The organism is Caballeronia sp. LZ065 (genome assembly GCF_031450975.1).
Taxonomy (GTDB): Bacteria; Pseudomonadota; Gammaproteobacteria; order Burkholderiales; family Burkholderiaceae; genus Caballeronia.
Window position 1 is genome coordinate 1,240,134 of the sequence record NZ_JARUXV010000001.1, and the last position, 15,894, is coordinate 1,256,027.

The following is a 15,894-nucleotide window of genomic DNA, read 5'->3' on the forward strand; positions in this document are numbered from 1 at the left end:
ACGCCGGTTCGCGCCACCGACCCGCATGTACAATACCGCCATGTCAGATCCCCGCTTCGTTCATCTCCGCGTCCACTCCGAATTCTCGATTGCCGACGGCATCGTGCGGCTGGACGACGTCGTCAAAGCTGCCGCACAAGACGGTCAGGGCGCGCTCGCGCTGACCGACCTCGGCAATGCCTTCGGGCTCGTGCGTTTCTACAAGGAAGCGCGTGGTAAGGGTGTCAAGCCCATCGCCGGTTGCGACGTCTGGATCACCAATCCTGCCGACCGCGACAAGCCCGCGCGCCTGCTCCTGCTCGTGCGCGACAAGCAGGGCTATCTCAACCTGTGCGAGCTGTTGAGCCGCGCATGGCTGACGAACCAGTATCGCGGCCGCGCCGAGGTGCTGACCGAGTGGCTCGAAGAGGGGCTCGCCGAAGGTCTGCTGGCGCTGTCCGGCGCGCAGACGGGGGATATCGGCATGGCGTTCGCGGCCGGCAATGCGGCCAGCGCGCAACGTCACGCGGAACGCTGGGCGAAACTGTTTCCGGACGCGTTCTATATCGAACTGCAACGTGCCGGCCAGCCGGGCGAGCAGGCGTATATCCAGGAAGCGGTGAGGCTCGCGGCGAAACTGCGCCTGCCGGTGGTCGCCACGCATCCGATGCAGTTCATGACGCCCGACGACTTCACCGCGCACGAAGCGCGCGTGTGCATTTCGGAAGGCGACATCCTGGCCAATCCGCGCCGCCAGAAGCGCTTCACGCAGGACCAGTTTTTCCGCACGCAGGACGAGATGTGCGCGCTGTTCGCGGACCTTCCTTCCGCGCTCGCCAATACGGTCGAGATCGCGCGGCGCTGCAACCTCACGCTCGAACTCGGCAAGCCGAAGCTGCCGCTGTTCCCGACGCCGGACGGCATGTCGCTGGACGACTACCTCGTGCAGCTGTCGAAGGAAGGGCTCGAAGTCCGTCTGGAGCAGTTGTATCCGGACACCGCCGAACGCGACGCGCAGCGCGAAACCTATTACGCGCGGCTCGACTTCGAGTGCGGCACGATCATCAAGATGGGCTTTCCGGGCTACTTCCTGATCGTCGCCGACTTCATCATGTGGGCCAAGAACAATGGCGTGCCGGTCGGTCCGGGGCGCGGTTCGGGTGCGGGCTCACTGGTCGCGTATGCGCTCGGCATCACGGACCTGGACCCGCTGCGCTACAACCTGCTGTTCGAGCGCTTCCTGAATCCGGAACGCGTGTCGATGCCCGACTTCGACATCGACTTCTGCCAGGAAGGCCGCGACCGCGTCATCCAGTACGTGAAGGGCAAGTACGGCGCGGCTGCCGTGTCGCAGATCGCCACCTTCGGCACCATGGCCGCGAAGGCCGCCGTGCGCGACATCGGCCGGGTGCTGGATCTCGGCTACATGTTCACCGACGGCGTCGCGAAGCTGATCCCGTTCAAGCCGGGCAAGCACGTGACCATCGCGGACGCGATGAAGGAAGAGCCCACGCTGCAGGAACGCTTCGACGCCGAAGACGAGGTGCATCAGCTGCTCGAACTCGCGCAGCGCGTGGAAGGGCTGACGCGCAACGTCGGCATGCATGCGGGCGGCGTGCTGATCGCGCCGGGCAAGCTCACGGATTTCTGCCCGCTCTATACGCAGGGCGAGGACGGCGGCGTCGTCAGCCAGTATGACAAGGACGACGTGGAAGCCGTCGGCCTCGTCAAGTTCGACTTTCTGGGCCTGACCACGCTCACCATCCTGGACTGGGCCGAGCGCTACATCCGCCGTCTGGATCCTTCGAAGCAGGACTGGAATCTCGCGCAAGTGCCGCTCGACGATCCCGCTTCGTTCTCCATCCTGAAGAAGGCCAACACGGTCGCCGTGTTCCAGCTGGAAAGCCGCGGCATGCAAGGCATGCTGAAGGACGCGCAGCCGGACCGCTTCGAGGACATCATCGCGCTGGTGGCGCTGTACCGTCCAGGCCCGATGGACCTGATCCCGAGCTTCTGCGCGCGCAAGCACGGGCGCGAGATTGTCGAGTATCCGGATCCGCGTGTCGAGCCTGTCCTGAAAGAGACCTACGGCATCATGGTCTACCAGGAGCAGGTGATGCAGATGGCGCAGATCATCGGCGGCTACTCGCTCGGCGGCGCGGACTTGCTGCGTCGCGCGATGGGCAAGAAGAAGGCCGAGGAAATGGCGCAGCATCGCGAGATCTTCGCGGAAGGCGCGGCGAAGAACGGCCTCGCGCGCGCCAAGTCCGACGAGATCTTCGACTTGATGGAGAAGTTCGCGGGCTACGGCTTCAACAAGTCGCACGCGGCGGCCTATGCGCTGCTCGCCTATTACACGGCTTGGCTCAAGGCGCATCATCCGGCGGAATTCATGGCGGCCAACATGTCGCTCGCCATGGACGACACCGACAAGGTCAAGATCCTCTTCGAGGACTGCGCGACCAACAGTCTCAAGGTGCTGCCGCCGGACATCAACCAGTCGGCCTACCGCTTCGAGCCCGTCGCGGAAGCCAATGGCGCGCGCTCGAAGACCATCCGCTACGGCCTCGGCGCGATCAAGGGCAGCGGACAGAACGCCATCGAGGAAATCCTGCGCGCGCGCGAGGACGGGCCGTTCACCGACCTGTTCGACTTTTGCGAGCGCATCGACCGCCGCGTCGTGAACCGTCGCACGGTGGAAGCGCTGATCCGCGCGGGTGCGTTCGACACCATGCACGCGAATCGCGCGCAACTGCTCGCTTCCGTGCCCATGGCAATGGAAGCCGCGGACCAGGCGGCCGCGAATGCCATGCAGGCCGGTCTCTTCGACATGGGCGACGCGCCGCTCGCGAAGCACGAGTATGTCGAGGAAGCGGAGTGGTCGGACAAGAAGCGCCTGCAGGAAGAGAAGACGGCGCTCGGCTTCTACCTGTCGGGTCACCTGTTCGACGCCTACAAGGGCGAAGTGCGGCGCTTCGTGCGCCAGAAGGTCGGCGAGTTGAAGGAAGGGCGCGACAAACTGATTGCGGGCGTGATTTCCTCGATGCGTACGCAGATGACCCAGCGCGGCAAGATGCTGATCGTCAATCTCGACGACGGCAGCGGCCAGTGCGAAGTCACCGTGTTCAACGAACAGTTCGAGGCGAACAAGGCGCTGTTCAAGGAAGACGAGTTGCTCGTCGTGCAGGGCATGGCGCGCAACGACGCCTTTACGGGCGGCATCCGCTTCACCGTCGACACCGCGATGGATCTCGAGCGCGCCCGCAGCCGCTACGCGCAGTCCGTGAAGGTCGAGATGAACGGCAACGCGGATTCGCTGCGCCTGCGCCGCGTGCTCGAAGCGCATGCAGCGGGCGCCCAGGGCGAAGCGCCGCCGCCCGCGCGCGAGAGCGGCCGTGATAAAGGACGCGAAGGACGCGAAGGACGTGAAAGCGGCCGCTCGCGGCAGTCCGCGCCTATCCCGAACGGCCTGAATGTGAGCGTCGTGTATCGCAGCGAGCATGCGGAAGGCGAAGTGCGTCTGGGCGACGCCTGGCGCGTCAAGCCTACCGACGAGCTCATCCTGGCGCTGCGCGGCGAGTTCGCGGGCAGCGCGATCGAGATCGTCTACTGATGCCGCTGCGTCTCGGCATTTCGGCGAATGCGCTCAAGCATTCCGGCGGTCTCGAACGCTACGCGATGGACCTCGTGCGCGGCCTCGCCGCCGCCGGCTTCGAAGGCCGCCACAAGCCCGCATTCTTCGCACGCAAGATCGATACTTCGCTGCCGGAAAGCAAGTTGGTCGACGCGCATCGCATCAAGGTGTCGTTTCTGCCGGGCAAGCTGCGCGACGCCTATTTCTCGTGGGCATTGAAGCGCGCCCGCAAGAAAGCGAAGGTGGATGTGCTGATCGGCTGCAATCGCGTCGAAGGATCGGAAATCGCGATCTGCGGCGGCACGCATATCGGCTTCCTGCGCGCCACCGGGCGGCGCGAGAAAAAATCCGATACGCGGCAGATCGCGCTGGAACGCCGGCAATACGCGCAGGCAAAGGTGATCGTCGCTCATTCGGACATGATGGCCGACGAACTGCGCACGCTCTATCACATCGATTCCGCGAAGATTCGCGTGCTGTATCCGCCGGTGGATCGCGCACGCTTCGCACCGGCGGACTCCGCCGCGCGCGCGCGTCTGCGCGAACAGTTCGGCTTCCGGGAAGGCGAGACGGTGCTGCTGTTTCCGTCGAGCAGTCACGAGCGCAAGGGCCTGCCGCTGATCGAACAGGCGCTGGCCGGCATGAACGTCGTGGTGGCCGTCGCGGGCCGCGCGCCGGATTCGCCCGCCGCGAACGTGCGCTATATCGGCTACGTGAAGAACATCGAGGATGCCTACCGCGCCGCGGATTTCACCATCCTCGCGTCGAGCTATGAGCCGTTCGGGCTGGTCGGCATCGAATCGGTCATGTGCGGGACGCCGGTGATCTTTCCGGCGTGTATCGGCTGCTGTGACGCCATTGCGGAGCACGCCAAACACGTCTTCCGGTCCGGCGACGCGGACGATCTGCGCCGCGCCGTGCAGGCCGCCATCGAGTCACGCCGCCCCGGCGAACGCGTGGGCGCCGACGCGGTGCGCTACGACGCGGAAGTGGCGTCGCACGTCGGCGCGCTGGTCGAATTGGCGCGCGGCATCGCGGGCAACGCGCGCTGAGTTTCCAGCTCGGACTCAGCGGAACTCATTCATGTGCGCGAGCTTCAGGAACCGGTAATACACCGTCTGCGCGTTGAAGAGCGCAATCATGAAGCCCGTGCGGCCGTCGAGAAAACCGCGCCGCAGCACATACGTCCGCACGAACGCCCACGCGCCGCGCGTCAGCGCAATGCCGAAGCTGCCGCGCTTGCCGGCGGCGTGGCGCTGCTCGGCGCCGGCGGTCGAATACGCGTCGAGCTTGCGCAACACGGCTTCGAAATCCTCGTAGGAGTAGTGCATCAGCCGGCCGGACAGGCGCACCACGGGCTTGCTCGTCGAGAGCACGAGCCGTTCGTGGACCAGATCCGGCGAAAAGCGTGCGGTGCCGCGCCGGAACAGACGCGGAATCCAGTCCGGATACCAGCCGCTGTGCTTCACCCATACGCCGCAGAAACTCGATAGCCGGTCCACTGCGTAGACGTCCGCCTGCGGATCCGTGATGGCCGCGCGAATCGAAGCGGCGAGTTCGGGCGTCACGATCTCGTCGGCGTCGATGGAGAGCACCCAGTCGGTCGACAGGGCGTCGAGCGCGCGATTTTTCTGCGGGCCGAAGCCGGGCCAGTCGCGCGCGACGATCACACGCGCCCGATGCGCTTCGGCAATGCCCACGGTCGCGTCGCTGCTGCCGCCGTCCACGACGACGATCTCATCGGCAAAGGAGACGGCCTGCAGGCACTGCGCGAGCCGGGCGGCGGCATTGTGCGTGATGATGGCGATGCCGAGCGTCGGAAGAGTCATGGGGCGGTAGAAAGGCGGCGCGCGCCGGAAGAGGCTGTGAGCGGACTTGCGCGATTATCCGCGCAAGTGCCACTTCAGGAAAAAGAATGGCGAGAACAGCCACGGACAGGTCGCGTAGACAAACATTCTGACGCGAAAGCCAGAGCTGACCTCCGTGGCCCGCGCGAGCAGCGCCAGCTTGCTGCCCACCGAGCCCGCGCCGAACATCGCGCTCACGTAGGACTCGCGCGCGGACTTGGTCGCGAGCAGCGCGCGCATCTGGGCGCCGACGCCCACCTTGTCGGCATCGCTCAGAAGCTGGCGGGTCTCGCCCGAGCCGTTCAGGTTCGCGAGCCGGATGCGCGCGACGAAATCAGCCGGCGTCCGGAAGCGCCGCTTGCTGGAAAGTCCGCCGCGCCGGTACAGCACGAGCGGCTCGTGCAGCGTGTGCGCGCCCCGGCTCATGATGGCGCGGAACGCCATGATCTGGTCCTCACCGTAGATGCCGGGCGCGATCGGGCCGAATGCGTCGAACAGCCGCCGCGCCCAGGCGTGCGCCGCGCCGACCAGATGCGGCCGCTTGCCCGACCACGCGTCGAAGCTGCGATAGTCGTCGAGATCGGTGACGCGCAGCACGTCGTGCGTCTGGCCGCTGGCGTCGAGATCCTGCAGGTCGGTGGCGATCAGGTCGTAGCGCCGGCCGCTGTCGAGCCACACGCGCATCACGCGCTCGACCCGCTCGGGCCGCGAGATGTCGTCGCCGGCCGCGATGAACAGCATCTCGCCCGAGGCGCGCGCGGCCAGCGCGCTCAGATGCGCGCTGATGCCGAGATTCTTCTCGTTGCGATACAGCCGCACGACGTGCGGACCGCGATACTCGCGCACGCATGCCTCGGCGGCGGCGAAGGTGGCGTCGCTGGAGGCGTCATCCGAGATGAGGATTTCGAGCGGCGCCCAGGTTTGCGCGACGGCGCCGCGGATCGCATCGGCGACGGTATTCTGCTGATTGAACGTGATAAGCAGGAAACTTGCGAGCGGCGCGCCCGGCGTGTCTTGAGGTGTCGCTGGCATTTCAGTTTCACAACGCGTGGATGGCTGGAGCGCCTTGCCGGCTATGACTTCAAAGTTCCTCGAGCAGTCTCTGAGCGAAGAGCGTGCCAGGCGCCAGCGGCTATAATAACGCGGGTTTTTGGGATGCGCGACCGCCGCCGGCCGGTCCACCCCTGTCAGGTTCACGATTTGGAAAAAAATCTTCGTTACGTCATTGCCAGCATGGTCTTGCTGGCGCCCGCGAGCACGCTCGTCGTACGGGGTGGAACCGGTTATTGCTTTTTCGTGCTGCTTGCCATCGCGCTCTTCGCGGGCTTCAGCCGCGCGTTCCGGCTCAAGGGCAGCCTGCTCGTCAGCGCCTACCCCTGGTACACCGTGGGCATGCTGGGCTTCATGATCTACCTGCCGCTGCAACAGGCAACGGACGGCTACTTCCTGCCGCGCGAATTCGACGGCATGTCGCGCTTCACGCTGAGCCTGCCCATCTTTCTCCTGCTGGTGAACTTGCCCATCCGGCATCTGAAGGCGCTCGGCTGGGGCTGCGCGCTCGGCGCCATCGGCGCGGGCGTGTGGGCCGTGGACAGCAGCATTCACATGACGGTCAACGACATCAACCGGCTCGGCAACACCTTCACCAATCCGATTCCCTACGGCAACACTGCGCTGCTGCTCGGCTTTCTTTCCGTGATGACGATCCGCTGGGACGATTATCCGAATGCACTCGCCCGGCGCGTGGGGCGGGCGGTGAAGATGCTGGGACTGGCGGGCGGCGTCTACGCGTCCTATCTGTCGGGCACGCGCGGCGGCTGGCTGGCGATTCCGCTGTTTCTCGCGCTGTGCTCGCTGAATTTCGGCTGGGTCAGGCAGGCGCGGCACTGGATCGTCGCGCTGCTGGTCGTAGTGCTGGCGATGGCCGCGCTGTTCGCGTCGCCGCTGGGCCGCGAGCGCGTTCTCGCGACCCAGTCGGATGTCACGCAGCTGGCGGAAGGCTCGACCGCCTACAGCTCGATCGGGGCGCGTTTGCTGCTGTGGCGCGCGTCGATTCACCTGTTCGAGGCTCATCCGCTCACGGGCGTCGGCAAGGGGCATCTGGAGTCGTCCTTGCGCGATCTGGCGAAGCAGGGCGAGGTGCCGGCCTATATCGTCAACCAGCGGGCCCACAGCGAGTTCTTCTCGACCATCTCGGAATTGGGCGCGCTGGGCGTCGTGTGCCTGGGCTTGCTGTATGCCGGGCCGCTGGTGTACTTCGTGCGCTACAGGAAGTCGCCGCATCGCGATGTATCGACGGCCGCGTACTGCGGCATCGCGGTGTCGGGGTCGGTTATCATCTTCGGTTTGAGCATCGACGTGTTCACGGTGGTGATGAGCACCGCACTCATCGCGCTCATCTGGGCCGTGCTGCTCGCGGTCATCACGCACGACACGCGCGAGCCGCGGGGCAAACCGGGGCGTGGTCCGATCGGTTGATCGGCTGATCGCCATCTGGCCAGGCGGCCGGAGCCCCTGAAAAACACCAACGACACCAACACGCGCCGCGCGGCAGGACAAATCAGCCGCCGGGCGAAGTGGAGATACGCTCTTGAACAAGCAAGCAAGTTTGCGCAAGCCGATCGGCGGCACGGAAAGTTCGTCGCCGACGGCCGTCATGAAGCGGCTATGGCCGTATATCCGCCCGCTGATGGGCATGGTGCTGCTGGGCCTGCTGACCATGGGCATCGTCGCGGCGAGCGAGGCCGGCATTCCGATGCTGCTCAAGCCGCTGCTCGATCACGGCTTCGGTGCGAAAGGCAGCGACCACGCGAAATGGCTCGTGCCGGCCGCCGTGATCGGCCTCGCGCTGGTGCGCGGCTCGGCGCAATATGCGTCGGGCTACTTCCTCTCCTATGTGACGAACAAGATCTTGCTGCAACTGCGGCTCGAAATGTTCCACCGCATGATCCACACCAGCGCGGGCTTCTTCCAGCGCGAGACGGCGAGCACGATCATCAACGCGGTCGTCTTCGAGGTGAACCAGATCCTGAGCGTGCTGTCGAGCGTCGTCGTGACCCTGGTGCGCGATTCGCTGACGGTCGTGTTCCTGCTCGGCTATCTGTTCATCCTGAACTGGCGTCTGACGCTGATCGTCGCGGTGATCCTGCCGGCCATCGGCTGGCTCGTCAGCAAGATCAACCGGCGTCTGCGCCGCCTGAATCGCGAGCATCAGACGCTCACCAACGAGCTGTCGTATATCGTCGAGGAGACGGTCGGCGGCTACAAGGTCGTGAAGGTGCACAACGGCGAGCCGTATGAGATGGGCCGCTTCACCGAGATGAGTCATCGTCTGCGCGGCTATGCGATGCGCATGCAGGTCTCGGGCGGACTCGCGCAGCCGCTGACGCAGTTCCTCGCGTCGATTGCGCTCGCCATTGTCATCACCATCGCGGTGGTGCAGTCAGCGAGCGACCAGACGACGGTGGGCGGCTTCGTGGCCTTCGTCACGTCGATGCTGCTCGTCATTTCGCCGCTCAAGCATCTGATCGACATCAATCAGCCGATGCAGCGTGGCATGACCGCGGCGGAGCTGATTTTCGGGCTGATCGACGAGCCCGCCGAGCCCGAGGGCGGCGGCAAGCCGCTCGAGCGCGCGCGCGGCGAAGTGGAGTTCCGTGACGTGACTTTCGCGTATGGCTCGGCGGACCGGCCGACGCTCGACCGCGTGTCGTTCAAGGTCGCGCCGGGCGAGATGGTGGCGCTGGCGGGTCCGTCGGGCAGCGGCAAGACGACGCTCGTGAACCTGTTGCCGCGCTTCTTCGATCCGCGCGGCGGACAGGTGCTCGTCGACGGCGTGCCCCTCTCCGATTACAACCTGCACGACCTGCGCGGCCAGCTCGCGATGGTGAGTCAGGATGTCGTGCTCTTCAACGACACGATCGCGGCAAACGTCGCGTATGGGCAGACGCCGGATCGCGACCGGGTGATGTCGGCGCTGACGGCGGCAAATCTCGCGGACGTGGTGAGTGCGCTGCCGGATGGAATCGATACCTTGATCGGCGGCAATGGCATGCGCTTGTCGGGTGGGCAGCGTCAGCGTCTGGCCATCGCGCGCGCGATCTACAAGGACGCGCCGATCCTGATTCTCGACGAGGCGACGTCGGCGCTGGACTCCGAGTCGGAGCGATATGTGCAGTCGGCGCTCGAGACGCTGATGAAGGGGCGCACGACGCTGGTGATCGCGCATCGGCTGTCGACCATCGAGCGGGCGGACCGCATTCTCGTGATGGAGGCGGGACGGATTGCCGAGCAGGGCAGTCATGCCGAATTGCTGCGCAAGGATGGCTTGTATGCGCATTTGCATCGGATCCAGTATCAGCAGCAGGCGGCTTGATTCGGTGGGGTTCGCATGGAAGTTTGCTGCGTAGAAACATAAGAAATATCGCGTTCACACGTTGCGCGGCAAACGGGATGATGGCGGCTTTCAAGCGAGTCAAATCGTCCCTATGGCGTATTACCGGTTTTCCCAGTATCTCGATCAGAGCGACCACGCGGTATTCGGTGCGCTTTACGATCCCGGACACGCGACGCCGTTTTCCGGCATCTACCGATGCGAAACCTGCGGTCACAATGCCGTGTCCACCGAAGGACATCCGCTGCCGCCGCAGAATCATCATCAGCATCCGAGCTGGGAGGCGGTTCGCTGGCGGTTGATTGTGGCGGCGCATTGAGGGGCGGTCGCGTTGAAACCCGGACCTGGGGTTGGGAACTGGCGACGAACGCCGAGGTGTTGGTGACGCATCCGGGCGCTCATTCGCCTTTTCATGATTCGGCCGTGCGGTCCTTGTGCATGAGAAGGGGGCGCAAGACTCGCATGGGACTCGATGATCAAGAGCTTCCTCACGGGCTAATGCGAACCATAATAGACGTGCGGCTCGAAGGGCCTCACAGCTGCTATGGGCCGCCGCCCACGGACGGACAAGTGGATCGAATCGTCGTGATTGATTGCCTCGATGTGCGGCAATCGGAGATTGATCTCGATGCCATGCTCGAAGAGGCGACGATCATGGAGATGACGTTGTCGCGCGTGGACGGTTTCATCAAGCTTGATCTGCTGCCGAACGTCGGCCTCGATGTGAGATTGACATGCGTGCAGGTCGCCATTGTCGACATGCTGCCTTATGTCCGTTCGTCTGCGTGGAAGGATGATTCATGATGCGTCGCGCCGATCAGGACCGAACACACCACGAGCGAGATGGAACTCGCATGTCCGGCGACCGCATACCGGACCTGTTTCCGGCCATCCGCGCAAGGATGGAGTACCAAGGTCGGACCGTAGAGACAGACGAATATCGTCAGGGCACGAGACGCGGTTGTCGGCACACGGTTTGCCGCCTACAGTCAAGAAGAATGCTCGCGAATCATGTTGCCATGGCCGAGCGATCGGGATTGCATGATGCAAATGAGGCAGGAAGACCGCCGAATGGCGCGGCGCGAAATGGGGAAGACGTAAGAGTGATCGCGCGTGAGCAATCGATCACATCAACACAATGTCATACTGCTCCTGCGACAAATTACTCTCCACCTGCAACGACACCGGCTTGCCGATGAAATCCATCAGCATCGCCAGATGCTGCGATTCTTCCTCGAGAAACAGATCAATAACCTGCTGCGAAGCCACCACCCGAAACTCTTTCGGATTGAATTGCCGTGACTCGCGCATGATCTCGCGCAGCACGTCGTAACACACCGTGCGCGGCGTCTTGACCTGCCCTTTGCCCTGACACACCGGACACGGCTCACACAGCACATGCGCGAGCGATTCGCGCGTACGCTTGCGCGTCATCTCCACCAGCCCGAGCTGCGAGAACCCATTAACCGTCACCCGCGTGCGATCGCGCGACAACGCCTTCTTCAGCTCGCCCAGCACCTGATCCCGATGCTCGACATTCTCCATGTCGATGAAATCGATGATGATGATCCCACCCAGATTCCTCAACCGCAATTGCCGCGCGATGGTATGCGCGGCTTCGAGATTGGTCTTGAAGATGGTGTCGTCGAAACTGCGTGCGCCGACATAACCGCCCGTGTTGACGTCGATGGTCGTCATCGCCTCGGTCTGGTCGATCATCAGATAGCCGCCCGACTTGAGGTCCACGCGCCGAGACAGCGCGCGCTGGATCTCCGCCTCGATGTTGTACAGATCGAACAGCGGCCGCTCGCCCGTGTAGTGATGCAGACGCGAAGCCACCGCCGGCGTGAACTCGGCCGCGAAGTCCGCGAGCATCTGATAGGTTTCGCGTGAATCGACCTGGATGCGCGTGGTTTCGTCGTTGACGAAGTCGCGCAGCACGCGCTGGGACAGATTCAGATCCTGATACAACAGCGTGGTCGGCGGCACGCGCTGCGCCTGCGCGACGATGGTCGCCCAGGTCTTGCGCAGATAGGCGACGTCGGCGGCCAGTTCTTCGCTCGTCGCATCTTCGGCGATGGTCCGCACGATATAGCCGCCTTTCTCGTCCGCGGGCAACACGGCCGTGAGCCGCGCGCGCACGGCCTCGCGTTCCGCTTCGCTCTCGATCTTCTGCGAGATGCCGATATGCGGCTCCTGCGGCAGATAAACCAGCGTGCGTCCCGCGATGCTCACCTGCGTGGAGAGGCGCGCACCCTTGGTGCCGATCGGGTCTTTCACGACCTGCACCATCAGCGACTGGCCCTCGAAGACGATCTTCTCGATCGGCACATGCGGCGTGGACGCGTGCGATTCGCCCGCAATGCGCGGATGCCAGATATCGGCGACGTGCAGAAACGCGGCGCGTTCGAGACCGATGTCGATGAACGCGGACTGCATGCCCGGCAGCACGCGCACGACGCGTCCCAGATAGACGTTGCCGACGCGCCCGCGCGACAGCGTGCGCTCGACATGAAGTTCCTGAACCGCACCTTGCTGAACCAGTGCGACGCGGCATTCCTGCGGTGTGACGTTGATCAGGATTTCTTCGTTCATGGCCTGTTTAGAATTCGACGCGCGCCACGCGCAAGAGTGCTGCGGTTTCGAAAAGGGGCAGACCCATGATACCCGAATAGGATCCGTCGATTCGCTCGATGAACTCCGCCGCGCGGCCCTGGATGCCGTAGGCGCCGGCCTTGCCGAGCGGCTCGCCGGTGGCGGCATAGCGTTGCAGCGCAGCACGGCTCGCGGGCGCGAAGCGCACCGTCGAGCGCGACAGCGCCGGTGCGAGCAGCGTGCCGTGCGCATCGACGACGGCGAGCGCCGTCAGCACTTCATGCTCGCGGCCGGCCAGACGTTCGAGCATCGCCACCGCGTCGTCCTCATGCAGCGGCTTGCCGAGAATCAGGCCGTCGATGGTCACGGTCGTATCGGCGACCAGGATCGGTGCCTCATGATGACCGCCCGCGAGCAAGCGTGCATGCGCCGCCTGCGCCTTCAGCGCACACACCCGCACGACATAGGCGGCGGCGTCTTCGCCGGGCAGCTCGGCTTCGAGCGCTTCGGCATCTTCATCGGGACGGGGCAGCAGCAATTCGCAACGCACGCCGAGTTGAGCAAGCAACTCCTTGCGACGCGGGCTTTGGGAGGCGAGATAAACGAAGGAATAGGAGGTGGGCATCGTCGAATGAGATCAGGAGTGCGCACGCGAGACTGCGCGGCCTCGAGATTCAACCGCCGACCCGCCTCACGCGCGATGATAAGGATGATTCTGCGTGATGCTCCACGCGCGGTAAAGCTGTTCGGCGAGCAGCACGCGCACCATGCCGTGCGGCAAGGTCAGGCTCGACACGCGCAACAGCAGTTCGGCGCGTGACTTCACAGCGGGATCGAGCCCGTCCGCGCCGCCGATCACGAACGCGACATCGCGGCCTTCCTGCTGCCAGCCGGGCAGGGCGTGCGCCAGCTGCATCGTGGTCCAGTCGCGGCCGTGTTCGTCCAGCGCGACCATCCGCGCGTTCTTCGGCAACGCGGCCTCGATACGCTGCTTCTCCGCCGCCATCACGCTCTCGGCGTTGCGTCCCGAAGAACGTTGCTCAGGCTTGATTTCCTTGAGCTCGATGCGCAATTCGGGCGGCATGCGCTTCGCATACTCGTCGAAGCCCTTGGTGATCCAGTCGGGCATCTTGTGTCCGACGGCCAGGATGACGAGCTTCATGAAACCGCGCGGTTCATGTGGCTCAAGCAGCTCATGTGGCTCAGGACGCGCGCTTGCGGGCGACGCGCTTGACGGCCGGCTTCGCGTCTTCTTCGTCCTCGTCTTCGTCGTCGGCGGTGACGTTCGCGCCGCCGAACATGTTCGGCTTCTGGAGCTTCACGCGCACCGGCTTGTCGCCCCAGACTTCCTCGAGGTTGTAGTACTGGCGCAGCGCCGGTTGCAGGATGTGCACGACCGCGTCGCCGCAGTCCACCAGCACCCATTCGCCGACCTCTTCGCCTTCCGTGCTGATGATCTCGCCGCCAGATTCCTTGACCTTCTCGCGCACGCTGTTGGCGAGCGCCTTGGTCTGCCGGTTCGACGTGCCGCTCGCCACGACCACGCGGTCGAACAGCGAGGTCAGGTGAGTGGTGTTGAAGACCTTGATGTCTTGCGCCTTGACGTCTTCCAGACCGTCGATGATCGCGCGTTGCAGCTTTTGAATTTCCATGATCGGGGTGTCTTTACCGTGTCCGGTACAAATGATGTTGAACAATATAGTCCCATACGGCCGCCGGGACCTCGGCGCGGGCGCGGGCGTGCTGTTCCGGCAACTCGTCCGGCGCCTGCGCGTCGCGCATCGTGCGGGCTGCTTCGCGGATGGACGTGGCGGACACGTCCAGCAGCAGGCTTTCGTCGATGAGCATGTGACCGTGCGCGCTCGCCTGCAATGTTTCAGGCGAAGCGCGGCGCAGTTCGAGCTCCATGGCGACTTCGGCGGGCAGGGTAGCCACGTCGAAGCCGGCGCGCGTTTCCACGCACACGTGCGCATGCTCGAACAGCTCGCGCCACCGATGCCACGAGTTCAGCTTGACCAGCTGATCCGCGCCCATCAGCAGCGAGATGGATGCGTCGGCGCCTTCGCGTTCGCGCCAGCGCGCCAGGGTATCGACGGTATAGGTGTCGCCCTGGCGATCGATCTCGTCGGTTGCGACGGTCACGGCCGCGCCCGGTATCGAAAGCGAACGGGCCGCCGCGCGCGTCATCGCCAGCCGGTGCTCGGGCGCCGACACGCCTTCCTTCTGCCACGGCTGACCCGCCGGCAACAGCACGAGTTCGGTCAGCCGCAGCACTTCGGCGAAGCGTCGCGCCAGCGCCAGATGCCCGTTGTGGATGGGATCGAAGGTGCCGCCGAGCAGTCCGATACGCTTGACGCACGGCGGATTCACAGGCGGCTTTACAGGCAAATTTACAGCCATTCTCGCCGCACCAGGAAATCCTCCACCAGCCGTGCTTCAGGCGTGCCCGGTTCCGCGTTCCAGTCGTAGCGCCAGTGCGCTTCGGGCGGCATCGACAGCAGGATCGACTCGGTCCGGCCGCCGCTCTGCAAGCCGAAGTGCGTGCCGCGGTCGAACACCAGATTGAATTCGACATAGCGGCCGCGCCGGTAGGCCTGGAATTCGCGCTCGCGTTCGGAATAGGGCGTGTCGCGGCGGCGCTCGATGATCGGCAGGTAGGCGTTCAGGAACGCGTCGCCGACGCTGCGCATCATCGCGAAGGACGCCTCGAAACCGGGTTCGGAGAAGTCGTCGAAGAAAATTCCGCCGATGCCGCGCTGTTCGTTGCGATGCTTCAGGTAGAAGTACTCGTCACACCAGGTCTTGAAGCGCGGGTACAACTGCGTGTCAAATGGATCGAGCGCGGCGCGGCAGGTCTCGTGAAAATGCCGCGCGTCGTCTTCGTAGCCGTACACCGGCGTCAGGTCCATGCCGCCGCCGAACCAGAAGATGGGCGCTTCGCCGGCCTTCAGCGCCGTCAGCATGCGCACGTTCATGTGCACGGTCGGGCAGTGTGGATTGCGCGGATGCATGACCAGAGAGACGCCCAGCGCCTCGAAGCCGCGTCCGGCCAGTTGCGGGCGCGCGGCGCTCGCGGAGGGCGGCAGCGCGTCGCCTTGCACATCCGAAAATCCGATGCCGCCGCGCTCGAAGAATCCGCCGCCTTCCAGGATGCGGGTCACGCCGCCGCCGCGCAGATGCGCGCCGGGTTCGCGGGTCCAGGCATCGGTGCCAAAGGGCGTGCCGTCGAACCCGCCGAGCGCGTCGGCGATGCGCGTCTGCAAGCCCGTCAGGTAGGCGCGCACGGCCGCGATATCGCAGGCTGTGCCGGATTCGCCGTGGTTCTGTGCGGTGCGGTTCGTTTCACTCATCGATTGCTGGATTACGCCGTTTCAGCGGCCATGATAGGACGGGGCTCACCCCTCCGTCGCGCAACTCTCAAAAGCACGCTGCCGGACGCGAGGTCC

Annotated in this window: 14 protein-coding genes; 6 read left to right on the top strand and 8 right to left on the bottom strand. The window is 64.7% G+C overall.

Features of this window, described 5'->3' with window-relative positions; translation table 11 throughout:
- Window positions 1-25: 25 nt before the first annotated feature.
- On the top strand, window positions 26-3,592 hold the full coding sequence (gene dnaE / locus QCE63_RS05830; protein ID WP_309831404.1) for a DNA polymerase III subunit alpha: 3,567 nt from the start codon (window positions 26-28) through the stop codon (window positions 3,590-3,592).
- Window positions 3,592-4,665, top strand: a complete 1,074-nt coding sequence (locus tag QCE63_RS05835) for a glycosyltransferase family 4 protein (protein ID WP_309831406.1) — start codon at window positions 3,592-3,594, stop codon at window positions 4,663-4,665. Before dnaE ends, QCE63_RS05835 begins: the two co-directional genes overlap by 1 nt.
- 15 nt (window positions 4,666-4,680) lie before the next feature.
- Here the strand turns inward: QCE63_RS05835 and QCE63_RS05840 are convergent, their stop codons facing one another.
- On the bottom strand, window positions 4,681-5,442 hold the full coding sequence (locus QCE63_RS05840; RefSeq protein WP_309831408.1) for a glycosyltransferase family 2 protein: 762 nt from the start codon (window positions 5,440-5,442) through the stop codon (window positions 4,681-4,683).
- A gap of 54 nt (window positions 5,443-5,496) precedes the next feature.
- A complete protein-coding gene (locus QCE63_RS05845) occupies window positions 5,497-6,492 on the bottom strand; it encodes a glycosyltransferase (protein WP_309831411.1) in 996 nt (331 codons plus the stop codon).
- A gap of 168 nt (window positions 6,493-6,660) precedes the next feature.
- Between QCE63_RS05845 and QCE63_RS05850 the strand changes: the two genes are divergently transcribed.
- The 4 genes from QCE63_RS05850 to QCE63_RS05865 all read left to right on the top strand — a co-directional run bounded on the left by QCE63_RS05850 (window position 6,661) and on the right by QCE63_RS05865 (window position 10,657).
- Window positions 6,661-7,938: an O-antigen ligase family protein gene (locus tag QCE63_RS05850; protein ID WP_309831413.1), complete on the top strand. Its 1,278-nt coding sequence runs from the start codon at window positions 6,661-6,663 to the stop codon at window positions 7,936-7,938.
- Window positions 7,939-8,116: 178 nt separating this feature from the next.
- Window positions 8,117-9,835: a lipid A export permease/ATP-binding protein MsbA gene (gene msbA / locus QCE63_RS05855; protein WP_404990116.1), complete on the top strand. Its 1,719-nt coding sequence runs from the start codon at window positions 8,117-8,119 to the stop codon at window positions 9,833-9,835.
- 61 nt (window positions 9,836-9,896) lie between these two features.
- Window positions 9,897-10,172, top strand: a complete 276-nt coding sequence (locus QCE63_RS05860; RefSeq protein WP_309831416.1) for a hypothetical protein — start codon at window positions 9,897-9,899, stop codon at window positions 10,170-10,172.
- Between the two features lie 143 nt (window positions 10,173-10,315).
- Window positions 10,316-10,657: a hypothetical protein gene (locus tag QCE63_RS05865; protein ID WP_309831418.1), complete on the top strand. Its 342-nt coding sequence runs from the start codon at window positions 10,316-10,318 to the stop codon at window positions 10,655-10,657.
- 321 nt (window positions 10,658-10,978) lie between these two features.
- Here the strand turns inward: QCE63_RS05865 and rng are convergent, their stop codons facing one another.
- The 6 genes from rng to hemF all read right to left on the bottom strand — a co-directional run bounded on the left by rng (window position 10,979) and on the right by hemF (window position 15,798).
- A complete protein-coding gene (gene rng, locus QCE63_RS05870) occupies window positions 10,979-12,448 on the bottom strand; it encodes a ribonuclease G (RefSeq protein WP_309831420.1) in 1,470 nt (489 codons plus the stop codon).
- Window positions 12,449-12,455: 7 nt separating this feature from the next.
- Window positions 12,456-13,073, bottom strand: a complete 618-nt coding sequence (locus tag QCE63_RS05875) for a Maf family protein (protein ID WP_309831422.1) — start codon at window positions 13,071-13,073, stop codon at window positions 12,456-12,458.
- Window positions 13,074-13,139: 66 nt separating this feature from the next.
- On the bottom strand, window positions 13,140-13,610 hold the full coding sequence (rlmH, locus tag QCE63_RS05880) for a 23S rRNA (pseudouridine(1915)-N(3))-methyltransferase RlmH (RefSeq protein ID WP_309831424.1): 471 nt from the start codon (window positions 13,608-13,610) through the stop codon (window positions 13,140-13,142).
- Window positions 13,611-13,650: 40 nt separating this feature from the next.
- A complete protein-coding gene (gene rsfS / locus QCE63_RS05885; protein WP_309831426.1) occupies window positions 13,651-14,100 on the bottom strand; it encodes a ribosome silencing factor in 450 nt (149 codons plus the stop codon).
- A 13-nt stretch (window positions 14,101-14,113) separates the two neighbouring features.
- Window positions 14,114-14,848 carry a nicotinate-nucleotide adenylyltransferase gene (locus tag QCE63_RS05890; RefSeq protein WP_309831428.1) on the bottom strand — a complete coding sequence of 245 codons (735 nt, stop codon included), beginning with the start codon at window positions 14,846-14,848 and terminating at the stop codon, window positions 14,114-14,116.
- Complete coding sequence (hemF, locus tag QCE63_RS05895) at window positions 14,839-15,798, bottom strand: oxygen-dependent coproporphyrinogen oxidase (RefSeq protein ID WP_309831430.1); 960 nt, start codon at window positions 15,796-15,798, stop codon at window positions 14,839-14,841. The genes QCE63_RS05890 and hemF overlap by 10 nt, the downstream gene beginning before the upstream one ends.
- Window positions 15,799-15,894: the final 96 nt, after the last annotated feature.

Excerpts from the sequence above, each read along its gene's own strand:
- dnaE (WP_309831404.1), top strand. The coding sequence starts at position 26 with ATGTACAATACCGCCATGTCAGATCCCCGCTTCGTTCATCTCCGCGTC.
- QCE63_RS05835 (WP_309831406.1), top strand. The coding sequence starts at position 3,592 with ATGCCGCTGCGTCTCGGCATTTCGGCGAATGCGCTCAAGCATTCCGGC.
- QCE63_RS05840 (WP_309831408.1), bottom strand. The coding sequence starts at position 5,442 with ATGACTCTTCCGACGCTCGGCATCGCCATCATCACGCACAATGCCGCC.
- QCE63_RS05845 (WP_309831411.1), bottom strand. The coding sequence starts at position 6,492 with ATGCCAGCGACACCTCAAGACACGCCGGGCGCGCCGCTCGCAAGTTTC.
- msbA (WP_404990116.1), top strand. The coding sequence starts at position 8,117 with ATGAAGCGGCTATGGCCGTATATCCGCCCGCTGATGGGCATGGTGCTG.
- QCE63_RS05865 (WP_309831418.1), top strand. The coding sequence starts at position 10,316 with ATGGGACTCGATGATCAAGAGCTTCCTCACGGGCTAATGCGAACCATA.
- rng (WP_309831420.1), bottom strand. The coding sequence starts at position 12,448 with ATGAACGAAGAAATCCTGATCAACGTCACACCGCAGGAATGCCGCGTC.
- QCE63_RS05875 (WP_309831422.1), bottom strand. The coding sequence starts at position 13,073 with ATGCCCACCTCCTATTCCTTCGTTTATCTCGCCTCCCAAAGCCCGCGT.
- rlmH (WP_309831424.1), bottom strand. The coding sequence starts at position 13,610 with ATGAAGCTCGTCATCCTGGCCGTCGGACACAAGATGCCCGACTGGATC.
- rsfS (WP_309831426.1), bottom strand. The coding sequence starts at position 14,100 with ATGGAAATTCAAAAGCTGCAACGCGCGATCATCGACGGTCTGGAAGAC.
- QCE63_RS05890 (WP_309831428.1), bottom strand. The coding sequence starts at position 14,848 with ATGGCTGTAAATTTGCCTGTAAAGCCGCCTGTGAATCCGCCGTGCGTC.
- hemF (WP_309831430.1), bottom strand. The coding sequence starts at position 15,798 with ATGAGTGAAACGAACCGCACCGCACAGAACCACGGCGAATCCGGCACA.